Here is a 22,680-nt window from a genome sequence, read left to right on the forward strand (position 1 = left end):
TCAGCCCTTCACGGCGCCGGCCATGCCGGACACCAGCCGTCGTTGGACGAGGACGAAGAACACCAGCACCGGGATCGTCATCAGCGTCGAGGACGCCATCACCGCGCCCCAGTCGGTGTCCTCCGGCTTGAAGAACACGAGGATCGCCTGCGGCAGCGTCTGGTTCTCGGTCTTGGAGACGATGAACGTCTTGGCGAACAGGAAGTCGTTCCACGCGTGGATGAACGCGAGCACGCTGACCGCGACCAGGCCGGGCGCCACCAGCGGGAACAGGATCTGCCAGGTGAACCGCATCCGGGACGCGCCGTCGAGCTTGGCCGCCTCCTCGAGCTCCACCGGCACCGCGGCGACGAACCCGCGCAGCATCCAGATCGCGAACGGCAGGCTGAACGCCAGGTGCACCAGCACCAGCGAGCCCAGCTCGTTGAGACCCAGGGCCGGGACCGCGCCGCCGAGGGACCGCATCAGGAAGAACAGCGGGATGGTCAGCGCCTCCACCGGCACCATCTGGGCGACCAGCGTCATCACCAGCAGCACGGTCCGGCCCTTGAAGGAAAACCGCGTCAGTGCCACCGCCGAGAGGAACGAAAGCACCAGCGACAGCGCCACGACGACCAGGGCCACCAGCAGGCTGTTGACGAAGTACCGCCCGAAGCCCGACACGGTGAGCACGCGCGAAAAGCTGTCGAACGACGGATGGAACGTCCACGGCTTCGGTGCAGCCGACTGGATCTCGCCCGCCGGCTTCACCGCCGACAGCAGCATCCAGTACAGCGGGAACGCGACGATCCCGGCGATCACGACGGTGACGACCTCGGCGGCCAGCCGTCCGGGGCGTTTCACAGCCATGCCGCGCTCCGGCGCTGCGACCGGACGTACAGCCCGGTGACCGACAGCAGCAACAGCGTCATCACGACTCCGATCGCCGAGCCGAGGCCGTACTCCTGCCCGGCGAAAGCCTGTTGGTACGCATAGACGTTCAAGACCAGGTTGCGTCCGGCGACGCCCCCGCCGTTGGTCATCACGTAGATCTGGGTGAACACCTTGAAGTCCCAGATGATCGACTGGACGGTGGCGATCATCAGCAGCGGCCGCACCATCGGCAGCACGATCGTCCACGTCGTGCGCCACGCCGACGCGCCGTCGAGCGACGCCGCTTCGAGCACTTCGTCCGGGACGCCCTTGATCCCGGCGTACATCGTGACCAGCACGAACGGGAACGAGCACCAGATCACCTCGGCGGCGACCAGCCCGAACGCGCCGAGCGTGCCGAAGGTCCACGAGTGGTGCTCGAACGGCAGCCCGAGCCCGGACAGCACCTCGTTGACCAGGCCGAAGTCGGTGTCGAAGAGGAACAGCCAGACGTAGGAGCCCGCGATCGCCGGCGTCGACCACGCGCCGAGCGCGGCCAGGAACAGCAGCATCCGGGGCAGGGAACGCACCCGCGAAGCCAGCACCGCGAGCCCGGTGCCGACGATGAGCGAGCCGACGACGCAGGCCGCGGCGAACCCGACCGTCTTGCCGAGCACGGTCCAGAACTGCGCCTGGGAAAGCAGGTCCGCGTAGTTCGCGAAGCCGAGGAACACCAGGGGCGCGTTGCCCGCGGCCTGCGGCTGGCCGTAGTCGTAGAACGAGATCAGGACCAGCTGGTAGATCGGGTAGGCCAGCAGCGCGGCGAGCAGGACGCCCGCCGGGGCGAGGTACAGCGCCGCGGCCCGGCCGTCCCCCTTCCGTCTCGGCCGCCGCGCGGGGGCCGAGACGGAAGGGGCTTCCTGGACTGCCACCACTAGCCGAAGGCCTTGTTCATCGCGGCGGCCGCGTCGGCCAGCGCCGCCGACGGGTCCTTCCCGCCGGTGGCGATCTGCTGCACGGCCGTCGGCAGCACGTTCTGGCTGTCGATCTTCGACCACGCGGGCGTCGCCGGGACGAACTTGGTGCCCGCCTTCAGGGTGTCGACGAACGGCTTGAGGAAGGGGTCGTTCGCCGCGAGCTTCTGCTGCACGCTGCCCAGCGTCGGCAGGTTGCCCATCGCGGTGTACATCTTCTCCTGGTACTTCGCGCCGCCGAGCAGTTCGACGAACTCCAGCGCCAGGCTGCGGTGCTTGCTCGCCTTGAACACGCCCAGCAGGTTGCCGCCGGCGAAGGCGGGCGCGACGCTGCCCGCCGTGGTGCCCGGGATCGGGACGACGGCGTACTTGCCCTTGACCGCGCCCTGCTCGACGGCCTTGCGGTTGAAGTCGCCGCCGATCGTCATCCCGGCCTTGCCGCCGGCGAACGCGGTGACGCTCTGCGTGCCGGTCAGGTTCGCGCACTGCGCGGGCGGGCAGATGTCGTCCTTGAGGAGGGTCGCGTACTGCGTCACGCCGGCCTTGGCCTGCTCACCGTCGACCGTCGACTTCCACTTGCCGTCGCTCTGCTGCGCCAGCTCGCCGCCGTTGGCCCACAGGAAGGGCAGCATGGCGTAGGTGTACTTGCCGCCGACGGCGATGCCGTAGAGGTCCGGCTTGGCGGCGCGGATCCGGCGGGCGGTGTCGGTCAGCTCGGCGAGCGTCGACGGCGGCTTGAGGCCGAGCTCGGTGAAGACGTCGGTCCGGTAGTAGAGCGCGCGGATGCCGGTGTACCAGGGCAGGCCGTAGGTCTGGCCGCCGGACTTCGCGGTGTCCAGCACGGTCGGGATGAGGTCCTTGCCTTCCGGCCACGCCGCGAGGTCGCCGGTCAGGTCGGCCAGCGCTCCGGTGGCCGCGTAGTTCGAGACATCGGTGTTGCCGAACTCGGCGACGTCCGGGGCGTTGGCCGGGTCGTTGAAGGCACCGGAGAACTTGTCGGCGCGGCCCTCGACCGGCACCCACTGGACGTCGACCTCGACGCCCTGGTGAGCGGCCTTGAACTCGGTGATGGCGTCCTTGACCGCGGCCTCCTTCGGCGCGCGGTTGGCCTCGTCGAACAGCCAGACGCGGACGGTGCCGGTCTTGTCGTCCCCGCCGCCGCCCGCGGGTGCGGACTGGGTGGGCGCGCAGCCGGCCAGCAGGGCCAGCCCGGCGACGACGGGCAGGGTGCGGCGCAGTCTCATGGTGAACCTCACGAGGCGAAGTAGACGGAGTTGACGGACCCGACGGCGAGCGAACCAGCGGGCGCGCCGGGCAGGCCGGTGGCCGGGTCGCGCGGCAGCCAGGTGACGGTGCCGGAACGCTGGTTCGAGACGTAGAACCAGCTTCCGGACGGGTCGAGGGCCACGTGCCGCGGCCAGTTCCCGCCGGTCGGGACCGTCGACACCAGCTTCAGCGTGGCACCGGAGGCCGTGAACGTGGCCAGGGTGTTCGGGCCGCGGACGGTCGCGTGGACGAACTTCCCGTCGTCCGACACGATGATCTCGCCGGGGAACCGGTCACCCGTGCTCCCGGCGGGCACGGCCGGGACGACCGAGAGCGCTTTCAGCTTCCCGGCGGCCGCGTCCCAGCTCGCCACCGTCACCTCCGCCCGCAGCTCGCCCAGGATGTAGGCGAACTTCCCGCTGCGGTCGAACGCGAGGTGCCGCGGCCCGGCACCCGACGGCAGCTTCAGCTGCTGGTGCAGCGAAAGCTTCCCGGCGGCGAACCCGTAGACGTACACGGAGTCCGCGCCGAGGTCGACCGCCAGCACCCAGCGGCCGGTCGGGTCGTTGACCACCTGGTGGGCGTGCGCGTCCCGCTCGGCGCCGTGGTGGGTGACCAGGTCCGTGGCCGCGCCGAGCTTGCCGCCGGCCAGGACCGGCAGCACGACGACGCTGCCCGAGCTGTAGTTCGCGGCCAGCACGTACTTCCCGCCCGAATGCACGCTGAGGTGCGTCGGCGCGCCACCCTTCGACGAAACCTTGTTGAGCAGCTTCGGGTTCGCCGGGTCGGTGATGTCCAACGCCGAGACGTACCCGTTCGGGTCACCTTCGTTGGTGACGTACAGCGTCTTGCCGTCGGCGCTGCGGTCGAACCACGACGTGTCGGTGATGCCGGGCACCGTGCGCACGGGGTTCAGCGCGGCGCCGGACCGGGTCGTGACGTCGAGCCCGTGCCCGGTCGCGCCGCTGGTGTAACTGCCGATGTACACGGTTCCTCCGGCGAAGCAGCCTTTCGGCGTGGTGGCCGCCGACGCGAGCTGGCTGCCGAGCACGGTGGCCGCGCCCGCACCGGCCGCGGCACCCAGGAACGTGCGACGGGAAAGTCCGGTCATCGTCTTTGTCTCCCAACGGGTTTCGGCGGTGACAGGCTCCAGTATGGTCTAGACCACGGCCATGAGCAATGCCGAAACCCCGAATCCGGAAAGGGAAAGCACGGTTTCCAGCGCGGTCCAGGACTTGATCGTCTGCGGCACGGTGAGGTTGAAGTACCGCGAAACGATCCAGAACCCGCCGTCGTTGACGTGCGAGGCGATGATCGAGCCGGCCGAAATCGCCATCACGAGCAGCGCCAGCTGGATCTGCGAATACCCGAGCTGGGCCACGGTCGGCGCGATGATCCCGCTGGTGGTCACGATGGCGACGGTCGCCGAACCCTGCGCGATCCGCATGCCGCAGCTGATGACGTACGCCGCGAGCAGCACCGGCAGCCCGGCGTCGTGCAGCGAGTCGGCCACGGCCTTGCCGATCCCGGTCGCCGAGAGCACCGCGCCGAAGAACGCGCCCGCGCCGACGACCAGCAGGATCATCGCGACCGGCCGCAGCGACTTCGCGGCCAGCTCGTTGAGGTCCTTGCCGGTGAACCCGCGCCGCAGGCCCAGCAGCCAGGACGCGAGCAGCACGGCGACGGTCAGCGCGACCGCGGGGGTGCCGATGAACGCGGCGACACCGGCGAGCGCGGAGCCCTTCGGCAGCCAGATGCTGCCGAACGTGCCGGCCAGGATCAGCACCAGCGGCACCGCGATGATCGCCGCGACCAGCCCGAGCGACGGCGGGTTCTCCTCCTTCTCGCCCTCTTCCTCGGCGAAGACCATGTCCTCGGGCACGTCGACGGTGATGCGCTTGCCGATCCACGTCGAGTAGAGCACGCCGCCGACGAGGAACGCGGGGATGCCGCAGGCCAGGCCCATCAGGATGATCCAGCCGAGCTCGACGTGCAGCAGGCCGGCCGCGGCCACCGGGCCGGGGTGCGGCGGCAGGAAGGCGTGCGTGATCGACAGGCCGGCCAGCAGCGGCATCGCGTACAGCACCAGCGACTTGCCGCCCTGGCGCGCGGCGACGTAGACCAGCGGCGCCAGCACGAAGATGCCGATGTCGAAGAACACCGGGATGCCGAAGACGAACCCGGCGACGCCCATTGCGAGGGGTGCCCGCTTCTCGCCGAACGACCGCAGCAGCGCTCCGGTGAGCACCTTCGCGCCGCCCGATCGTTCCAGGATCGAGCCGAGGATCGTGCCGAGGCCGATGATCGCCGTGATGTGCCCGAGGATGCTGCCGAACCCCTTTTCCAGCAGGGAGTCCGACGCCTTCTGGGCCGAGCCGACGATCGTCCCGACCGGCAGGCCCGCGGCGAGCGCGGTCAGCAGGCCGACGACGATCAGCGCGATGAACGGTTCCAGCTTGAGCTTGATGATCAGCACCAGCAGGACGGCGATCGAGACGGCGGCGAGCGTCAGCAGCCCGCCGGTGGTGTGTTGCAGCCAGTGGATCATCGTGCTCTCCGGGGGTTGCGCAGGGAGTGTCCGGCTAGGGCGCCGGTGGGGCTTCCGTCGTCGAGGGCGGCGATGCCGTTGACGAAGACATGGGTGATGCCCGCGGCGGCCTGCCGGGGATCGTCGAAGGTGGCGGTGTCGGTGATCGTTTCGGGGTCGAACAGCACCAGGTCGGCGGCGTACCCGGCGCGGACCAGGCCGCGGTCGGCCAGCCGCAGCCGCCGCGCGGCCCGCCCGGTCAGGTGGGCGACGCACTCGGCGAGGTCCAGCACGCCGAGTTCGCGGACGTACCGGGCGAGGTAGCGGGGGAACGTGCCCCAGGCCCGCGGGTGCGGCCGGGCGCCGACGAGCAGCCCGTCGCTGCCGCCGGTGTGCGTGGAGTGCCGCATGATGGCCTGGACGTTCTCCTCGTGCCCGACGTGCATCAGGCACGACGTCCCGAGCCGTTCGTCGAGCAGCGTGTCGAAGTAGAGCTTGGCCGGTTCGGTGCCCTGCTTGCGCGCCGACGCGGCGACGCTGTGCCCGACGAGGTGGGCGTTGTGCTCGTTGCGGACGCCGTTGATTTCGATGGCCTCCCAGTCGATCGGGACGCCGTGAGCACCGTCCGAACCGGACTCTTCGATCACCGCGCGGATCCGCTCTCGTTCGTCCACATCGGACAGGCGGGCGAGCGTGGCGTCGAGGCCGCCTTCGGTGGCCCAGCTCGGCAGCAACGCGCTCAGGTAGGTCGCGCCCGGTAGGTACGGGTAGGTGTCAAGGGAGATGTCGCAGCCGTCGTCGAGGGCGTCGTCCAGCAGCTTCAGCAGATCGGGGGCCTTGCCCTTGTTGACCGAGAAGTTCACCGTCGCGTGGGCCAGGTGCAGCGGGCAGCCCGATCTCCGCGAGACGTCGATCATCTCGGCGAACGCCTCCAGGGCGCCCTTGCCGTAACTGCGGTGGTGCGGACTGTAGAACCCGCCGAGCTCGCCGACGACCCGGCACAGCTCGACCAGCTCGCTCGTCTCCGCATACATCCCCGGCGTGTAGGTGAGGCCGGACGACATCCCCATCGCGCCTTCGCGCAGACCGGTCGCGACCAGGTCCTTCATCCGGGTCAGCTCGGCGTCCGTCGCGGGCCGGTCGTCCCAGCCGACGGCGAGCATCCGGACCGTGCCCTGTGGCACCAAGTAGGCCGCGTTGACGGCGATGCCCCGGTCGAGCCGGTCGAGGTATTCGCCGACCGAGCGCCAGTTCCAGTCGAAGCCCGGCGGGTCGTCGTTCCAACCCGCGAGCTGCTGCCGCAGTGCTTGGAGCACGACGTCGTCGACCGGCGCGTAGGACAGCCCGTCCTGGCCGAGGACTTCGGTCGTCACGCCCTGGGTGATCTTCGCCGGGTGGTCCGGGTTGGCCAGGAGCTGCAGGTCCGAGTGCGAGTGCATGTCGATGAACCCGGGCGCGAGCACCAGTCCGTCGGCGTCGATGGTCCGGCCGCCGGTGAGCGAGCCCGCGTCGGCGACTTCGGCGATCACCCCGTTGGCGATGCCGACGTCGTGGCGGGCCGGCGGCGCGCCGGTGCCGTCGGCGACCAGCGCGTTCTTGACGACGACGGCCATCAGAACCACGTCCGGACGTAGTCGACGACGGTTTCGCCGTCGGCGGCGGTCACCGGCAGCAGCGGCCACTTGTCGAACACCGTGCACGGGTGCGAGAGGCCGAGCCCGATCCAGTCGCCGACCTCGACCGGCGACCCCGGCGGCAGCGTCAGGAAGGCGTGCTGGTCGTTCATCTTCGCGACGACGTGACCTTCGAGGGGTTCGGCGGGGCCGCCCGGCGTCCGGCGCAGCTGCGGCTCGGGCATGCCCTCGTCGAAGGAGGCGTCCCGCTTGCCGAGGGTGAGCAGCGCGAGCTCGCCCGACGGCTTCGACGTCACCTGCGCCCAGGCCCGCAGCGCCGGCCGGAAGGAGTCGACGCCGTCGATGCGCGGGTGGTCGCCGAGCGGGGAGATCTCGCGGTAGAAGCCGTCGTCGTGGGTCAGGTAGGCGCCGCTGCGCAGCACCGGCAGCACGTCGAGGCCGTCGGGCCACGGCTTGGTGAGTTCGTTCGCGACCTGGTCGAAGTAGGCGCTGCCGCCGGCGGTGACGATGATCTGCCCGTCGAGGAGGCCCTTGTCCGCGAAGGAGATCGCCAGGTCGCGCAGACCGTCCACATAGGAGCTGATCTTGGCCAGTGCGGCTTCGTCGGTGTCGTGGGACAGCGCGCCTTCGTAGCCGCCGGTGCCGCGCAGCCGCAGCACCGGGCTCGCGTGCACCGCCTCGGCGATCGCCAGCGCGGTCGCGGTGTCGCGGACGCCGGTGCGGCCGCCGTCGGCGCCCAGTTCGACCAGCACGTCCACCGGGCGCTCGGCGCCTTCGAGGCCCGCGGTCATCAGCTCGACACCGCGGACCGAGTCGACCCAGCAGAGGAACTCGAATTCGGGGTCGGCCGCCAGTTCGGCGGCCAGCCAGCGCAGGCCGGCGCTGTCGAGCAGCTGGTTGGCCAGCAGGATCCGGGAGACGCCGAAGGCGCGGTAGATCCGGAGGTGCCCGGCGTTCGCGCAGGTGATACCCCAGGCGCCGTGCTCGATCTGGCGCGCGAACAGCTGGGGTGCCATGGTCGTCTTGCCGTGCGGAGCGAGCACCACGCCCCGCGCGGCGCACCAGGCGGCCATCGTCCGCAGGTTGTGTTCGAGGGCCTCTTCGTCGAGGACGACGAAGGGGGCGAAGAACCCGTCGGCGAACAGGTTGAGCCGGCGGTCCGCGGCTTCCGCCAGCGTGAGCCCGCCCAGAGCGGGGGCGGCCGAGCGGAAGCGCCAGTCGATCCGCTCCTGGCGGAGGGCGTCGAGCGCGGCGGGGTCCATCAGGCAAGGGTTCATCGGCGGCGACCTCGGTTGCGTATGTTGCAACGACTGTTGCGCATTTTGAGTGCCATAGGTGTAGCATCCGAGTCGCCACAGGTCAACGGGGTGACGGACAGGGGAGACGGAAAGTGACGAGCGGGCCCGAGGTGCTGTGCGTGGGCGAGACGATGGCGCTGTTCGTGCCCGCCGAACCCGGCCCGCCGGACGAGGTGAAGCGCTGGGTGCGCACCATCGGCGGGGCCGAATCGAACGTGGCCTGCAACCTGCCGACGCTCGGCGTCCGCAGCGGCTGGGTGAGCGCGGTCGGGGACGACCCGTTCGGCCGGGCGATGCTGCGCGAGGTCGCCTCCCACGGTGTCGACGTCAGCGGGTGCGTTGTCGATCCGACGCGCCCGACCGGGCTCTACGTCAAGGAAAGCGGCGCGGGCGGCAGTCCGGTGCGCTACTACCGGTCCGGCTCGGCCGCGTCCGGGATGGGCCCGTCGCTGCTGGACCGGCTGAACCTCGACGGCGTCCGCGTGCTGCACCTGTCGGGGATCACGCCCGCGCTGTCGGACAGCTGCCTCGCGCTGGTGCGCGCCCTGCTGGAGCTGCCCCGCGGCGACCGGCTGGTCTCGTTCGACGTCAACCTGCGGCCCGCGCTCTGGGCCGGCCGTGATCCGGGGCTGCTCGCCGAGCTGGCCGCCCAGGCCGACATCGTCCTGACCGGCGACGACGAGGCCGAGCGCGTGTGGGGGACCGGTGACCCCGCGAAGCTGCGGGCGCTGCTGCCGCAGCCGCGCACGCTCGTCGTCAAGCACGGCGAGCGCGGCGCGACCCTCGTCGAGGGGGAGCCGCTGTTCGCGCCCGCGCTGCAGGTCGACGTCGTCGAGCCGGTCGGCGCGGGTGACGCCTTCGCCGCCGGGTTCCTCGCCGCGACCCTGCGCGGTGCCACGCCCCTGGAACGGCTGCGTCAGGGGCATCTCCAGGCCGCGGTCACGCTGCTGACCCACGACGACGTCGGCGTGCCGCTGCCGCCCGCGGTCGTGGATACCCTGCTGCACGCGGACCCGGACGAGTGGCGTTCGGTCCGGCTGACCGGCGAAGGGGTGGTGCGCACGTGAGTCAAAGCCTCGACCGCGCGTTGACGCTGCTGAACTCGATCGCGCAGGACGCGCGCACGCTCGACGACCTCGCCGACGAGATCGGCGTGCACAAGTCGACGGTGCTGCGGCTGCTGCGCACCCTCGAGCAGCACCACTTCGTCCGCCGCGAAGGCGCCCGGCACTACCGGCTGGGCAGCGCCATGTTCGACCTCGCCAACCAGGCCCTGGACTCCTTCGACGTCCGGCGCAGCGCGCACCCCGCGCTCGCCGCCCTCAACGCGCGCACCGGGCACACCGTGCACCTGGCCAGCTACGAGGACGGCGAAGTCGTCTACATCGACAAGTTCGAAGGCCGGCATTCCGTGCGGATGTACTCGCGCATCGGCAAGCGCGCGCCGCTGCACTGCACGGCGGTGGGGAAGGTGCTGGTCGCCGCGATGCCGCCGGCCCGCCGCGAGGAGATCGCGCGGTCGATCGAGTACCCGGTCCGGACGCCGAACACGATCACCACGCCCGCGGAGTACCTGGCGGAGCTGGAACGCGTGGCCGAGCGTGGGTACGCGGTCGACAACGCCGAACACGAGGACTTCATCCACTGCATCGCGGCGCCGGTCCGGGGGACCGGCGGCGAGGTGCTGGCCGCCGCGTCGATGTCGGTGCCGAAGGTGCTGCTCGACTACGAAGGCCTGCTGGCGCTGGTGCCCGAACTGCGGGCCGCCACCAAGGAAGCTTCCGTCCACAGTGGATGGACGGAGAACGGAAAGGGGCACTGATGAGCAAGACGGCAGTTTCCACCGAGAACGCGCCGAAGCCGCCGGCGAAGTTCTCGCAGGCCGTCCGCAAGGGGAACCTGCTGCAGGTCGCCGGCCAGGTCGCCTTCGACCCGGCGACGAACGCGATCGTCGGCGACGACGTCGCGGGCCAGACCCGGCAGACGTTCAAGAACATCGAAGCGGTGCTGGCGGAGGCGGGCTCGAGCCTCGCCGACGCGATCATGGTCCGGGTGTACCTGACCGACACCGCGCACTTCGCGCCGTTCAACGAGGTGTACGACGAGCTGATCGGCGACGCGCCGCAGCCCGCCCGCACGACGGTGTACGTCGGCCTGCCGGGCGAGTTGCTCGTCGAGATCGACGTGCTCTGCGTGCTGGACTGAGCCTGCGGCAGGTGGTCAGCCCAGGACGCTCGTGTAGCCGTTCAGGGCTGGCTGCCCGCCGAGGTGGGCGTAGAGCACGTTCGAGTCGCGGGAAATCTCGCCGTTCTTGACGAGGTCCATCAGCCCGGCCATCGACTTGCCCTCGTACACCGGGTCGGTGATCATCCCCTCCAGCCGGGCGCACGTCCCGATGGCGTCCACTGTGGACTTGTCGGGGATGCCGTAGATTCCGGCGTGGTAACGGTCGTCCAGTTCGACCTCGGGGATTTCGCCGGCGCCGATCAGCTCGGCGGTGTTGCGCGCGATGCGCGTGACCTGCTCGCGGGTTTCTTCCGGCTTGGCGGAGGCGTCGATGCCGAGGATCCGGCGGTTCTTGCCGAGCGCGGTCCCGGCGACCATCCCGCCCTGCGTGCTGCCGGTGACCGAGCAGACGATCACGGTGTCGAAGAAGACGCCGAGTTCTTCTTCTTGGCGTTCCAGTTCGACGATCCAGTTCGCGAAGCCGAGGCCGCCGAGCCGGTGGTCCGAGGCGCCGGCCGGGATGGCGTACGGCTTCCCGCCCCGCTCTTCGACCTCGGCGACCGCGTTCTCCCACGCCTCCTTGAAGCCGATGCCGAAGCCGGCCTCGACGAGCCGGACGTCGGCGCCGAGGATCCGCGACAGCTGGATGTTGCCGACCTTGTCGTAGAGCGGGTCGTGCCAGTCGACCCAGCTTTCCTGTACCAGCACGGCCTTCAGCCCGGCCCGGGCGGCGGCCGCGGCGACCTGGCGGGTGTGGTTGGACTGGACGCCGCCGATGGAAACGAGCGTGTCGGCGCCCTGGGCGAGCGCGTCGGCGACGAGGTACTCGAGCTTGCGGGTCTTGTTCCCGCCGTACGCGAGGCCGGAGTTCACGTCTTCGCGCTTGGCCCAGATCTTCGCGCCGCCGAGGTGTTCGGTGAGCCGGTCGAGGGGGTGCACCGGCGACGGGCCGAACAACAGCGGGTAGCGGGGGAAGTCGGCGAGGGTCATCGGTCCTCCAGCAGTTCGGTCCAGATGGTCGAGATCACCTCGACGGCGGTTTGGGTGTCGTGCTTCTCGAGCGCGTCGATGAGCTTCGTGTGGCGCTCGACGGAGTTCCAGGCGAGTGCCGAGCTGAACCGGGCGTGCTCGAGGCGGCGCAGGAGCGGCGTGTATCGGTCGAGGGTCGCGGCCACCGCGGCGTTGCCGGCCAGGCGGACCGGGACGTCGTGCAACTCGTCGTCCGCCTGCACGGCGGCCGCGATGTCCCGGGCTTCGATGGCGTTCGCGAACCGGTCGTTGGCCGCGCGCATGGCGGCGATGTCGGCCGGGCGGCACCTCGCGGCGGCCTGGCGGACGGCGAACTCGTGCAACACCCGGACGATCTCCCGGGCGTCGAGCACGTCGGGCGACATGACCTCGGACACGCGCGTGTAGCTCTGCGGCTTGGAGTCGACCAGACCGTCGTCGGCCAGGCGCCGCAGGGCCTCGCGCACGGGAGCCTTGGACAGCCCGAGCTGGTCGGCGAGGTCGCCGTCGCGCAGGGGAGCGCCGGGCGGCAGCGTGCCGTCGACGATCGCGCGGCGGATGCGGTCGTAGGCCTCGTCGCGGAGCAACGGGCGGGTGACCTTCGAGAGACTCACATCTAACATGTTAGATGTCGGTGCCGTGTCCGGCAAGCGCCGTTCTGCTCAGCTCGGCGTGGTGAGCCGCCGGGCGAGGTCGGTGAATTCGTCGAAGGCGTGCCGTCCTTGGCGCAGCACGGCCGACATCTCGGCGGAGTGCGACTGCCGGGCCTCCGGGGCGCGGTCGAACCACAGTGTCCGCAGCGCCCGATCGGCTTCCGCGACGGCCAGCGCGCCGGCGATCAGCTCGTCCGGCCCGACGAGGCGGAGCAGCAGCAGAGCCTTCTTGAGGTCGCTGCGGGCGCTCCAGTACCGCTGTTCCGCTTCGGCAACGAGTTCGGGGCTCGCGGGCACCGCCGGCGCGACCGTGCGCACGGTCCGGAAGAGCCACAGAACGGCGTCGCGGGCCGTGGTCGCCGCTTCGACGAGCTGGGCGGAGCGCAGCGCCCGCTCCTCCCGCAGCCGGGTCCGCGCGGCGACCCGGGCCTTGACCGGTTCGAGGAACACCCCGAGCAGCACCCCGGCGAGCGCGAACACCCCGGCGACGAGTGGAGTCAGCACGACACGGAAGTGTGCCGCACGCCGTAGCCGGAGCGAACCGCCCGGCCCACGCGGGTCGGTTTCGGCCGGGGCGCCCGCCCCGCCCCCAGCGGGGTGGGCCACAACGAGGCGATCTTCAAGACACGGCCGCACGAGGCCGGGCGGCCGGGCCGTCGGATCAGTAAACCGGGCCGGTGTACTTTTCGCCGGGGCCCTGGCCGGGCTCGTCCGGCACGGCCGAAGCTTCGCGGAACGCCTTCTGGAGCGACTGCAGGCCGTCGCGCAACGGGCCGGCGTGCAGGCCCAGGTACTCCGCGGAGGCCGTCACGAGCCCGGCGAGCGCGGTGATGAGGCGGCGCGCCTCGTCGAGGTCGCGGTGCGGGGACGTCGCCGGGTCGGCGTCGGCGAGCCCGAGCCGCTCGGCGCCGGCCGACAGCAGCATCACCGCCGCCCGGCTGATCACCTCCACGCTGGGGATGTCCTCCAGGTGGCGGGCTTCGGGGGAATAAGGGGGCTGTTCGGAGGGTTGTTCTGACACGTCTGGTACCCTTCCACGAGCGACCAGCCCCCGAGCGATCGGGGGCGGCAAGTGGAGCCCCGCTCCCACCCGCGTCACCGTACAGGTGTCCGGGTCCGGTCTCGCCAGGACGCAAGTCCGAAGCGAAGCAGTGCCCTCCGGGGCACGATCGGAACAGAGTGGGCCCCGCACACCGAACGGTGTCGGGGCCTTCGCTATGTGGGCACCAGGTCGAAACGAGAACAGGAAACATTCCTCGGACCAAGGAGGCCCCATCAGCTCCGAGACACGCATCAACGACCGTATCCGGGTGCCGGAGGTCCGACTCGTCGGCCCCGCCGGCGAACAGGTCGGCATCGTCCGGATCGAGGATGCGCTGCGCCTGGCGCAGGAGAACGATCTCGACCTCGTCGAGGTCGCGCCGCAGGCCCGCCCGCCGGTGTGCAAGCTCATGGACTTCGGCAAGTTCAAGTACGAGAGCGCGCAGAAGGCCCGCGAGTCGCGGCGCAACCAGCAGCTGACCGTCATCAAGGAACAGAAGCTGCGCCCCAAGATCGACCAGCACGACTACGAGACCAAGAAGGGTCACGTGTCGCGCTTCCTGGCGGCGGGCAACAAGGTCAAGGTGACGATCATGTTCCGCGGTCGCGAGCAGTCCCGGCCGGAGCTCGGCTACCGGCTGCTGCAGAAGCTCGCCGAGGACGTCACCGAACTGGGGTTCGTCGAGTCTTCGGCCAAGCAGGACGGCCGCAACATGATCATGGTGCTGGCCCCGCACAAGAACGTGAAGCCGAAGGCCAAGGCCGAGCCCGCTCCCGAGCAGGCCCCCGAGGCGTAGGCGCCGACCAGCACGAGTCAGCGGCTCACCGGTTCTCCGGTGAGCCGCCGCACGAAAGAGGACAGAAATGCCGAAGATGAAGACCCACAGCGGGACGTCCAAGCGCATCCGCAAGACGGGGACGGGCAAGCTGCGCCGCCAGATGACCGGCCGGCGCCACCGCATGGAGAAGAAGTCCAGCCGCGTGACCCGCCGCCTCGAGGGCACCACCGAGGTGTCGAAGACCGAGGTCAGCCGCGTCAAGCGCCTGCTCGGCATCTGATCCCGCAGAACTTGCTGTAACCACCCGGGGCGTCCCCCTCGCCCCCTGAGATCGACAGGATGGACCCGTGGCACGCGTCAAGCGGGCGGTCAACGCCCAGAAGAAGCGTCGCGCAACTCTCGAACTGGCCAGCGGCTACCGCGGCCAGCGTTCGCGGCTGTACCGCAAGGCCAAGGAGCAGACGCTTCACTCGCTGAACTACGCCTACCGGGACCGCCGTGCCCGCAAGGGTGACTTCCGCCAGCTGTGGATCACCCGCATCAACGCGGCCGCCCGCGCCAACGGCGTGACCTACAACCGGTTCATCCAGGGCATCAAGGCCGCGGGTGTCGAGGTCGACCGCAAGATCCTCGCGGACCTCGCCGTCAACGACGCCGCCGCCTTCACCGCGCTGGCCGAGCTCGCCAAGGCCAACGTCAACACCGGCGAAGCGAAGTCGGCCTGACCGGCAGCTTTCCGCGACCCGGGGCGGAACCGTTCACCGAACGGACCCCCCGGGTCGTTGCTGCGCGCAAGCTGACGCGGCGCGCGGAACGCGACAAGACCGGCCGGTTCCTGGCCGAAGGCGCCAACGCCGTCGAGGCCGCGCTCGAGCACGGCAGGGTGCACGAGCTGTTCGTCACCTCTCGCGCGGCCGCGCAGCACCCCGGCCTGGTCGACGCGGCCCGCGAGGCCGGTGTCCCGGTCTCGCCGATCACCGACCGCGCCGCCGACGGGCTGTCGGAAACCGTGACGCCGCAAGGCATCGTGGCCGTCTGCGCGCTGCTGGACCGGCCCCTCGAGGAGGCCGTGACCCCGGCCGCCCGGCTCGTGGTGGTGCTGGTGGACGTCGCCGACCCCGGCAACGCGGGCACGGTGATCCGCGTCGCCGACGCGGCCGGTGCCGACGCGGTGGTCCTGGCGGGCGACACGGTCGACCCCCACAACGGCAAGTGCGTCCGCGCGGCCGCCGGCAGCCTGTTCCACCTGCCGATCGCCCGTGTCCGAGACGTCCCGGCCGCGCTGGCCGCCTGCTCGGCCGCGGGCCTGCGGACGTTCGCCGCCCACGGCTACGCCGACGCCGAACTCGATCGGGTGGACCTGGCCACGCCGACGGCGTGGGTGTTCGGCAACGAGGCGCACGGCCTGCCCGCCGACGTCCTCGACCGCGCCGACCTCGCCGTCCGGATCCCCCTGTACGGCCACGCCGAGAGCCTCAACCTCGCCACCGCGGCGGCTGTCTGCGTCTACACCAGCGCGATGGCGGCGCGGCGCTGACCCGCTCGCCGGGCCGCGGCCGGCGTCCGGAGTGGCGGACTTCGCCGGGCGGTGACCGTGCGTCCGCACGCGCCCGGGGCGACCGGGGGCGTGCGGAGCCGATCCCATAGACTTTTCCCGCCTTTGACCTCTCGCGTGCCGTGTGCGGCGGAGCGCGAACGACCAGTCCCAGCGGACGCCGAGGAGTTATGTCCGGAGCCACGGAGAAGGAAGCACAGGGCGCGGTGCTCGCCCCCGAGACGCTGCAGGAGGCGGTCAAGGCCGCCGAAGCGGCGTTCGCCGCCGCGACCGGGCTCGACGGGCTGGCCGAGGTCAAGCCGGCCCACCTCGGTGACCAGTCCCCGGTGGGCCTGGCCCGCCGCGGGATCGGCGCCCTGCCCAAGCAGGAGAAGGCCGAGGCCGGCAAGCGCGTCAACGAGGCCCGCCAGGCGATCCAGGCGGCCTTCGACGCCCGCCGCGCCGAGCTCCAGGCCGAGCGCGACGAGCGCGTGCTGCGCGAAGAAGCCGTCGACGTCACCCTGCCGTGGGACCGGGTGCCGCGCGGCGCCCGGCACCCGATCAGCACCATCTCCGAGCGCGTCGCGGACGCCTTCGTCGCGATGGGCTACGAAGTCGCGGAGGGGCCCGAGCTCGAAGCCGAGTGGTTCAACTTCGACGCGCTGAACTTCGGCAAGGACCACCCGGCCCGCCAGCTGCAGGACACGTTCTACGTCGGCGAAGAGGACTCCGGCCTGGTGCTGCGCACGCACACCTCGCCGGTCCAGGCGCGCACGCTGCTGCACCGCGACCTGCCGGTGTACGTCGTCTGCCCCGGCCGGACGTACCGCACCGACGAGCTCGACTCGACGCACACCCCGGTGTTCACCCAGGTCGAGGGCCTCGCGGTGGACAAGGGCATCACCATGGCCCACCTCAAGGGCACGCTGGACGCCTTCGCCCGCGCGATGTTCGGCGAAAACTCGAAGACGCGGCTGCGCCCGCACTTCTTCCCCTTCACCGAGCCGTCCGCGGAGGTGGACGTCTGGTTCGAGGAGAAGAAGGGCGGCCCCGGCTGGGTCGAGTGGGGCGGCTGCGGCATGGTCAACCCGAACGTGCTGCGCGCCTGCGGCGTCGACCCGGAGGTGTACTCCGGGTTCGCCTTCGGCATGGGCATCGAGCGCACCCTGCAGTTCCGCAACGGGATCCCGGACATGCGCGACATGGTGGAGGGCGACGTCCGCTTCACCCTTCCCTTCGGAACGGAGGCGTAGTGCGAGTTCCAGTCAGCTGGCTGACCGAACACCTCGATCTCAACGAGGAGGTCACCCCGCAGGACCTGGCCGACGCGTTCGTCCGGATCGGCATCGAGGTCGACGACCTGCGTGAGCTCGGCCCCGTGACCGGCCCGCTGGTCGTCGGCCGGGTGGCCGAGATCGAGGAGCTCACCGAGTTCAAGAAGCCGGTGCGGTTCTGCCGTGTCGACGTCGGTGAGCCCGCCGACGAAGCCGAGGAGCTCGACGAAGACCTCGACGACGAAGAAGACGAGGACGACGACGAAGCCGGCGAGTTCGACGAGGGCCCGCACGGCATCAAGACCCGCGGCATCATCTGCGGCGCGCGCAACTTCGTCGAGGGCGACCTGGTCGTCGTCGCGCTGCCGGGCGCGGTCCTGCCGGGCGACTTCGAAATCGCCGCCCGCAAGACCTACGGCCGGATCAGCGACGGCATGATCTGCTCGGCGCGCGAGCTCGGCCTCGGCGACGACCACACCGGCATCCTCGTGCTGCCCCCGGGCACCGCGAGCCCGGGCGACGACGCGAGCGAGCTGCTCGGCCTCGACGACTCGGTGATCGAGCTCGCCCCGACCCCGGACCGCGGGTACGCGCTGTCGATCCGCGGGCTCGCGCGCGAGCTGTCGAACGCGCTCGACGTGCCCTTCGGCGACCCGGCGCTGCTGGAGGTCCCGGCGGCCGAGGGCGACGCCTGGCCGGTGCGCGTCGAGGACCCGGAAGGCTGCCCGCGGTTCGTGCTGCGCCGGGTCACCGGCCTGGACGCGACCGCGCCGACCCCGTGGCGGATGCGCCGGCGGCTGATGCTGGCCGGCATCCGGTCGATTTCGCTGGCCGTCGACGTCACGAACTACGTGATGCTCGAGCTCGGGCACCCGCTGCACGCGTTCGCCACCAAGGCCATCCAGGGTGATCTGGTGGTGCGCCGGGCGAAGCCGGGCGAGAAGCTGACCACTTTGGACGACGTGGAGCGCACGCTCGACCCGGACGACGTGGTCATCGCCGACGACAGCGGCGTCATTTCGCTCGCCGGCACGATGGGCGGCGCCAGCACCGAGATCACGCCGGAAAGCACCGACGTGCTGCTCGAGGCGGCGCACTGGAACCCGGCGGCGATCAGCCGCACGGCGCGCCGGCACAAGCTGTTCTCCGAGGCCGCCAAGCGCTTCGAGCGGTTCACCGACCCGCAGCTGTGCGCGGCGGCGGTCGAGCTGGCCGCGCGCCTGCTGCGCCAGTACGGCGACGCCGCCATCCAACCCGGCCGCACCGACGAGGGCACGGTCGAGCCGAACCCGCCGGTCGTGATGCCGATCAACCTGCCCGACAAGGTCGCGGGCGTGAACTACCAGCGCGGCGTCACGGTCCGCCGGCTCACCCAGATCGGCTGCAAGGTGTCGGTCGGCACGGGCGACGACGGCACGGGCCTGGTCACGGCGATCCCCCCGAGCTGGCGCGGCGACCTGCGCCAGCCGGCCGACCTCGTCGAAGAGGTGCTGCGGCTCGAGGGCTACGACAGCATCCCGTCGACGCTCCCGGCGGCCCCGGCCGGCCGCGGGCTGACCGACAGCCAGCGGCGGGTCCGGAGTGTCTCCCGGGCGCTGGCCGAGGCCGGGTACGTCGAGGTGCGCCCGTTCCCGTTCGTCGGCGACGCGGTGTGGGACGCTTTCGGCCTGCCCGAAGACGACGTCCGCCGCAACGCGGTGGTGGTCCGCAACCCCCTGGAGGCCGACCGCAACCGCCTGGCGACGACGTTGCTGCCAGGCCTGCTGGACACCTTGCAGCGCAACGTGTCGCGCGGGATGAAGGACGTGTCGCTGTACCACATCGGCCAGGTGCTGCTCCCCGCCCCGAACCCGCTGAAGGTCCCCGACCTCGGCGTCGACCGGCGGCCGTCGGACGAGGAACTGGCCCTGCTGGAGGCGGCGGTGCCCCAGCAGCCGCTGCACGTGGCCGTGGTCCTCGCCGGCAACCGGCACCGCGCGGGCTGGTGGGGCTCCGGCGAGCAGGCGAACTGGGCCGACGCGGTCCAGGCGGCCCGCACGGTCGCGGAGGCGGCCGGCGTCGAGCTGACGGTCCAGGCGGCCGACCTCCCGCCGTGGCACCCGGGCCGCTGCGCCCAGCTCCGGGTCGGCGACTGGCCGGTCGGCCACGCGGGTGAGCTGCACCCGAAGGTGGTCGAAGCCCTCGGCCTGCCGCCGCGCACGGTGGCGATGGAGCTGGACCTGGACGCGATCCCGCTGCCCGATGCCCGCCCGGCGCCGAGCGTGTCGGGCTACCCGCCGGTGCTGCTGGACGTGGCCCTGGTCGCGGCGGCGGAGGTCCCGTCGGCGGACCTGGCGTCGGTGCTGCGCGAGGGCGCGGGCGAGCTGCTGGAGGACATCACCCTGTTCGACGTGTACGCGGGCGAGCAGGTCGGCGAAGGCAAGCGATCGCTGGCGTACAAGCTGCGGTTCCGCGCTCCGGACCGGACCTTGACGGTCGACGAGGCCACCAAGGCCCGCGACGCGGCGGTGGCAGCAGCAGGCGAGCGCTTCGGCGCCACCCTCCGAGCCTGACCTCACCCGCCCTGACGGTCACCCGGCCCCTCCCGCTCGCCAGAGCAGGAGGGGCCGGCCCGCCTCCGCCTCGAGCGGGCGATGCTGGCCCGCACCGCCCGCAACCCAACCCCGCCAACTCCGGGGTGATGCCCCTCCAGACACGCGAGATGCCTCTCCAGCCACGCGAGATGCCTCTCCAGACACGCAAGATGCCCCTCCGGCCACGCGAGAAGCCCCTCCAGACACGCGAGCCGACCGTCCAGGTACGCGAGCCGACCATTCAGGTACGGGAGCCGACCCTTCGGGCGCACAAGCCGCGCCTGGGTACACGATCGTCCCGGCCCCCGGCCCCCGGCCCCCGGCCCCCGGCCCCCGGCCCCCGGCCCCCGGCCCCCGGCCCCCAAAGCCCCCGGGCGCGCTGCCACCGCACCTCACGCGATGTGCTTGAGCGCCTCCCGCCTCGACAATCCGGACAACCCCGGGTGGTCGTCCACGAAGCACCGCACCCAGTCCGGCGCCGTCTTCGCGTAGTCCCGCAGGGCCCAGCCGATCCCTTTGCGCAGGAAGAACTCCGGCTCGGCGATCGCGGGCTCGATCGCGCGGGTCAGCAAGTCCGTGTCGGTGTCCTCCTTGGCCCCCACCTGGCAGATGATCGCCGTCCGGCGGCGCCAGAGGTCGGGGTCGTGGGCCCAGGCCAGGAGCTTCGGGGTCAGCTCGGCGCGGTGCGCACGGAGGATCGGGCCGATCCGCCGGATGGCCACCTCGTCCACGACGTCCCACCAAGCGCCGTCGACGATCATCTCCTCGTACACCGGGACCAGGTCCGGATCCTGCCAGCGCCGGTAGGCCCGGTACCCGGAAAGATCGATCGCCGCGTAGCGCTCCTCGCGGAATTCGGCCGCCCGCCACAACTCCAGGACAGTTCCGGAAAATGTCACCCGATCGGGCAATGTGTGGTCGGCCAGCACCCGCTTGAGGAGCACGCTGCGCTCGGGTTTCGCCACTCCGCGGAACGGCATGGCCGACTTCATGTACGCCTGCATCGCCGGCGCCTTCGCCGGGTCGGCCAGCTCCGCCAGCCCGGCGCGGATCGCCGCGACCAGCCTTTCGTCCGCGCTCATCGGTCCTCCTGTCGGGCTCCGGCGGTCCGCAGCGTACTGCCGGCCACCGACAGTTCCGGCGCCGCGCGGTCGCCGCAGATACCGACGAAAGACGGATGGCGGAAGCCGCGTCGGTCAGCGAGATTGTCCGAGGTTGCCGGTAGTTTCGTCGAAATCTGGCGAACGCTGTCGAATGCGGACGAAAAGGACGACTGTGAAAAGAATCGTTGCCGCCATCGCCGCCGCGGGGCTCGCGGCCGGGCTGATGGCCGCCGCGCCCGCCGCCTCGGCGGAGCCCGGGGTGCAGTTCACCCCCGCGCCGATCGCCTGGGGGCCCTGCGCGTCGGCGAGCCTCAAGGCCAACGGCGCCGAGTGCGGGTTCCTCGAAGTGCCGATGGACTACGCGAAGCCGGGCGGGGCGAAGGTCTCCGTCGCGGTGTCGCGGATCAAGCACAAGACCGCGCAGTCCCAGGGCATCATGCTGGTGAACCCGGGCGGCCCTGGTGGCTCCGGCCTCGGCCTGTCGGTGCTCGGCAAGTACGTGCCGAACCACGCCGGGGACAACTACGACTGGATCGGCTTCGACCCGCGGGGCGTCGGGTCCAGCAAGCCCGCCATCAGCTGCGACGGGAACTACTTCAGCTACAACCGGCCGGCCTACGTGCCGACCACCGTGCAGCTGGAGAAGACCTGGCTGGCCCGCTCGAAGGGGTACGCCGACGCGTGCCGCAAGAACGGCGAGATCCTGAACCACATCAAGACGACCGATGTCGCTCAGGACATGGACAGCCTGCGCAAGGCCCTCGGTGAGAAGCAGATCAACTACTACGGCTTCTCCTACGGCACCTACCTCGGCCAGGTGTACAGCACGCTGTACCCGAAGAACGTCCGCCGGATGGTGCTGGACGGCAACGTCGACCCGCGGAAGGTCTGGTACCAGGCCAACCTCGACCAGGACGTCGCCTTCGACAAGAACATCAAGATCTACTTCGACTGGCTCGCGAAGTACGACGACGTCTACCACCTCGGCAAGACCGGCGACGCCGTCGAGAAGCTCTGGTACGACACGCAGCGCAAGCTCGCCAAGAGCCCGGCGGGCGGGGTGATCGGCGGCGACGAGTGGACCGACGTCTTCCTGCAGGCCGGTTACTACGTCTTCGGCTGGGTCGACATGGCCAAGGCCTTCGACGGCTACGTGCACAAGGGCGACTGGCAGACCCTGAAAGAGCTCTACGACAGCTCGAACCCGCCGGGCGAGGACAACGGGTTCGCCGTCTACCTGGGCGTGCAGTGCACCGACGTGCAGTGGCCGACCGACTGGAACCGGTGGCGGATCGACAACTGGCTGACCTACTTCAAGGCCCCGTTCGAGACCTGGGGCAACGCCTGGTTCAACGCGCCCTGCGTGTACTGGCCGGCGAAGGCGGGCAAGCCGGTGAACATCGACGGCAGCAAGGTGGCCGGCGCGCTGCTCATCAGTGAAGAGCTCGACGCCGCCACGCCGTACGCCGGCAGCCTCGAGGTGCGGAAGCGGTTCCCGAACTCGAGCCTGATCAGCGCGCCGGGCGGGACGACGCACGCCGGCTCGCTGTCCGGGGTGTCCTGCGTGGACGACAAGATCGCCGACTACCTGGCCACCGGCACGCTGCCGAAGCGCCGGCCCGGCAACCACTCGGACGTGCAGTGCAGCCCGGTGCCGCCGCCGGTGCCCGACGGCGCCGCGGCGCAGAAGTCGGACAACTCCGCGAAGGCCGCCCAGGAGAAGCAGAGCACGCTGGCCCAGCTGCTGCACTTCTGAGCGCAACCGCCGCATCCCGCTGCCCCGGTCCGGTTCTTCCGGACCGGGGCAGCGTCTTGTCCGCCGGTGTCCCATCGTCGCCTCCTCGTGACGGTTCGTGGCCGGTGGAGACGTTAGGCGAGGGGTCCGACAATTTCGGAGCGGAGTGGGCCGTGAGCAGCGCGTGGCCGAAATTGTCGGGG

Annotated in this window: 22 protein-coding genes; 10 read left to right on the forward strand and 12 right to left on the reverse strand. The window is 71.0% G+C overall.

Annotated features, from left to right (window positions below; genetic code table 11):
• Genes ACWED2_RS17820 through ACWED2_RS17850 form a run of 7 tightly spaced genes read right to left on the reverse strand, consistent with a single transcriptional unit; the run spans nt 1 to nt 8,530 of the window.
• Nucleotides 1–849 carry a carbohydrate ABC transporter permease gene (locus tag ACWED2_RS17820; protein WP_449691568.1) on the reverse strand — a complete coding sequence of 283 codons (849 nt, stop codon included), beginning with the start codon at nt 847–849 and terminating at the stop codon, nt 1–3.
• Nucleotides 840–1,787, reverse strand: coding sequence for a carbohydrate ABC transporter permease (locus tag ACWED2_RS17825; RefSeq protein ID WP_449691569.1), 948 nt, complete (start codon nt 1,785–1,787; stop codon nt 840–842). Before ACWED2_RS17825 ends, ACWED2_RS17820 begins: the two co-directional genes overlap by 10 nt.
• Nucleotides 1,787–3,070 (reverse strand): extracellular solute-binding protein, encoded by a 1,284-nt coding sequence (locus ACWED2_RS17830; RefSeq protein WP_449691570.1) that lies wholly within the window; start codon nt 3,068–3,070, stop codon nt 1,787–1,789. Before ACWED2_RS17830 ends, ACWED2_RS17825 begins: the two co-directional genes overlap by 1 nt.
• Before the next feature lie 8 nt (nt 3,071–3,078).
• On the reverse strand, nt 3,079–4,203 hold the full coding sequence (locus ACWED2_RS17835; RefSeq protein WP_449691571.1) for a lactonase family protein: 1,125 nt from the start codon (nt 4,201–4,203) through the stop codon (nt 3,079–3,081).
• A gap of 48 nt (nt 4,204–4,251) precedes the next feature.
• Nucleotides 4,252–5,640 (reverse strand): GntP family permease, encoded by a 1,389-nt coding sequence (locus ACWED2_RS17840; protein ID WP_449691572.1) that lies wholly within the window; start codon nt 5,638–5,640, stop codon nt 4,252–4,254.
• Nucleotides 5,637–7,232, reverse strand: coding sequence for an N-acyl-D-amino-acid deacylase family protein (locus tag ACWED2_RS17845; RefSeq protein WP_449691573.1), 1,596 nt, complete (start codon nt 7,230–7,232; stop codon nt 5,637–5,639). The genes ACWED2_RS17840 and ACWED2_RS17845 overlap by 4 nt, the downstream gene beginning before the upstream one ends.
• Nucleotides 7,232–8,530 (reverse strand): amino acid deaminase, encoded by a 1,299-nt coding sequence (locus ACWED2_RS17850; protein WP_449691574.1) that lies wholly within the window; start codon nt 8,528–8,530, stop codon nt 7,232–7,234. Before ACWED2_RS17850 ends, ACWED2_RS17845 begins: the two co-directional genes overlap by 1 nt.
• Before the next feature lie 113 nt (nt 8,531–8,643).
• Between ACWED2_RS17850 and ACWED2_RS17855 the strand changes: the two genes are divergently transcribed.
• The 3 genes from ACWED2_RS17855 to ACWED2_RS17865 are packed head-to-tail and all read left to right on the forward strand — an operon-like array spanning nt 8,644 to nt 10,756.
• A complete protein-coding gene (locus ACWED2_RS17855; protein ID WP_449691575.1) occupies nt 8,644–9,618 on the forward strand; it encodes a sugar kinase in 975 nt (324 codons plus the stop codon).
• Complete coding sequence (locus ACWED2_RS17860) at nt 9,615–10,373, forward strand: IclR family transcriptional regulator (RefSeq protein ID WP_449691576.1); 759 nt, start codon at nt 9,615–9,617, stop codon at nt 10,371–10,373. The genes ACWED2_RS17855 and ACWED2_RS17860 overlap by 4 nt, the downstream gene beginning before the upstream one ends.
• Complete coding sequence (locus ACWED2_RS17865; RefSeq protein WP_449691577.1) at nt 10,373–10,756, forward strand: RidA family protein; 384 nt, start codon at nt 10,373–10,375, stop codon at nt 10,754–10,756. The genes ACWED2_RS17860 and ACWED2_RS17865 overlap by 1 nt, the downstream gene beginning before the upstream one ends.
• Nucleotides 10,757–10,771: 15 nt before the next feature.
• Here ACWED2_RS17865 and ACWED2_RS17870 read toward each other — a convergent pair whose 3' ends face one another.
• The 4 genes from ACWED2_RS17870 to ACWED2_RS17885 all read right to left on the reverse strand — a co-directional run bounded on the left by ACWED2_RS17870 (nt 10,772) and on the right by ACWED2_RS17885 (nt 13,459).
• Entirely contained in the window at nt 10,772–11,767 is a 996-nt protein-coding gene (locus tag ACWED2_RS17870) for a 1-aminocyclopropane-1-carboxylate deaminase (protein WP_449691578.1), read from the reverse strand.
• The gene (locus ACWED2_RS17875; RefSeq protein WP_449691579.1) at nt 11,764–12,399 is read right to left on the reverse strand and encodes a GntR family transcriptional regulator; all 636 of its coding nucleotides are present in this window, start codon (nt 12,397–12,399) and stop codon (nt 11,764–11,766) included. The genes ACWED2_RS17870 and ACWED2_RS17875 overlap by 4 nt, the downstream gene beginning before the upstream one ends.
• 48 nt (nt 12,400–12,447) lie before the next feature.
• Nucleotides 12,448–12,942, reverse strand: a complete 495-nt coding sequence (locus tag ACWED2_RS17880; RefSeq protein ID WP_449691580.1) for a hypothetical protein — start codon at nt 12,940–12,942, stop codon at nt 12,448–12,450.
• A gap of 157 nt (nt 12,943–13,099) precedes the next feature.
• Nucleotides 13,100–13,459 (reverse strand): DUF1844 domain-containing protein, encoded by a 360-nt coding sequence (locus ACWED2_RS17885; RefSeq protein ID WP_191313234.1) that lies wholly within the window; start codon nt 13,457–13,459, stop codon nt 13,100–13,102.
• A gap of 196 nt (nt 13,460–13,655) precedes the next feature.
• Between ACWED2_RS17885 and infC the strand changes: the two genes are divergently transcribed.
• From infC to pheT, 6 genes are all read left to right on the forward strand, one after another.
• A complete protein-coding gene (gene infC, locus ACWED2_RS17890) occupies nt 13,656–14,276 on the forward strand; it encodes a translation initiation factor IF-3 (protein ID WP_086840451.1) in 621 nt (206 codons plus the stop codon).
• Nucleotides 14,277–14,343: 67 nt separating this feature from the next.
• A complete protein-coding gene (gene rpmI, locus ACWED2_RS17895; protein WP_086840453.1) occupies nt 14,344–14,538 on the forward strand; it encodes a 50S ribosomal protein L35 in 195 nt (64 codons plus the stop codon).
• A 67-nt stretch (nt 14,539–14,605) separates the two neighbouring features.
• On the forward strand, nt 14,606–14,983 hold the full coding sequence (gene rplT, locus ACWED2_RS17900) for a 50S ribosomal protein L20 (protein WP_004559056.1): 378 nt from the start codon (nt 14,606–14,608) through the stop codon (nt 14,981–14,983).
• The gene (locus tag ACWED2_RS17905; protein WP_449691606.1) at nt 14,980–15,795 is read left to right on the forward strand and encodes a TrmH family RNA methyltransferase; all 816 of its coding nucleotides are present in this window, start codon (nt 14,980–14,982) and stop codon (nt 15,793–15,795) included. The genes rplT and ACWED2_RS17905 overlap by 4 nt, the downstream gene beginning before the upstream one ends.
• 188 nt (nt 15,796–15,983) lie before the next feature.
• The gene (gene pheS / locus ACWED2_RS17910) at nt 15,984–17,045 is read left to right on the forward strand and encodes a phenylalanine--tRNA ligase subunit alpha (protein WP_449691581.1); all 1,062 of its coding nucleotides are present in this window, start codon (nt 15,984–15,986) and stop codon (nt 17,043–17,045) included.
• Nucleotides 17,045–19,618 carry a phenylalanine--tRNA ligase subunit beta gene (pheT, locus tag ACWED2_RS17915; protein WP_449691582.1) on the forward strand — a complete coding sequence of 858 codons (2,574 nt, stop codon included), beginning with the start codon at nt 17,045–17,047 and terminating at the stop codon, nt 19,616–19,618. Before pheS ends, pheT begins: the two co-directional genes overlap by 1 nt.
• A gap of 413 nt (nt 19,619–20,031) precedes the next feature.
• Here pheT and ACWED2_RS17920 read toward each other — a convergent pair whose 3' ends face one another.
• Nucleotides 20,032–20,721, reverse strand: a complete 690-nt coding sequence (locus tag ACWED2_RS17920; protein ID WP_449691583.1) for a DNA alkylation repair protein — start codon at nt 20,719–20,721, stop codon at nt 20,032–20,034.
• 193 nt (nt 20,722–20,914) lie between these two features.
• On the opposite strand from ACWED2_RS17920, the gene ACWED2_RS17925 reads away from it, so the two are divergent.
• Nucleotides 20,915–22,498 carry an alpha/beta hydrolase gene (locus ACWED2_RS17925; RefSeq protein ID WP_449691584.1) on the forward strand — a complete coding sequence of 528 codons (1,584 nt, stop codon included), beginning with the start codon at nt 20,915–20,917 and terminating at the stop codon, nt 22,496–22,498.
• The last annotated feature ends 182 nt before the right edge of the window (nt 22,499–22,680 follow it).

It is taken from the genome of Amycolatopsis sp. NPDC005003, from assembly GCF_053600695.1.

Coding starts and splice junctions, on each gene's coding strand:
- ACWED2_RS17820 (WP_449691568.1), bottom strand. CDS start 849: ATGGCTGTGAAACGCCCCGGACGGCTGGCCGCCGAGGTCGTCACCGTC.
- ACWED2_RS17830 (WP_449691570.1), bottom strand. CDS start 3,070: ATGAGACTGCGCCGCACCCTGCCCGTCGTCGCCGGGCTGGCCCTGCTG.
- ACWED2_RS17835 (WP_449691571.1), bottom strand. CDS start 4,203: ATGACCGGACTTTCCCGTCGCACGTTCCTGGGTGCCGCGGCCGGTGCG.
- ACWED2_RS17840 (WP_449691572.1), bottom strand. CDS start 5,640: ATGATCCACTGGCTGCAACACACCACCGGCGGGCTGCTGACGCTCGCC.
- ACWED2_RS17845 (WP_449691573.1), bottom strand. CDS start 7,232: ATGGCCGTCGTCGTCAAGAACGCGCTGGTCGCCGACGGCACCGGCGCG.
- ACWED2_RS17850 (WP_449691574.1), bottom strand. CDS start 8,530: ATGAACCCTTGCCTGATGGACCCCGCCGCGCTCGACGCCCTCCGCCAG.
- ACWED2_RS17865 (WP_449691577.1), top strand. CDS start 10,373: ATGAGCAAGACGGCAGTTTCCACCGAGAACGCGCCGAAGCCGCCGGCG.
- ACWED2_RS17870 (WP_449691578.1), bottom strand. CDS start 11,767: ATGACCCTCGCCGACTTCCCCCGCTACCCGCTGTTGTTCGGCCCGTCG.
- infC (WP_086840451.1), top strand. CDS start 13,656: ATGTGGGCACCAGGTCGAAACGAGAACAGGAAACATTCCTCGGACCAA.
- rpmI (WP_086840453.1), top strand. CDS start 14,344: ATGCCGAAGATGAAGACCCACAGCGGGACGTCCAAGCGCATCCGCAAG.
- pheS (WP_449691581.1), top strand. CDS start 15,984: ATGTCCGGAGCCACGGAGAAGGAAGCACAGGGCGCGGTGCTCGCCCCC.
- ACWED2_RS17920 (WP_449691583.1), bottom strand. CDS start 20,721: ATGAGCGCGGACGAAAGGCTGGTCGCGGCGATCCGCGCCGGGCTGGCG.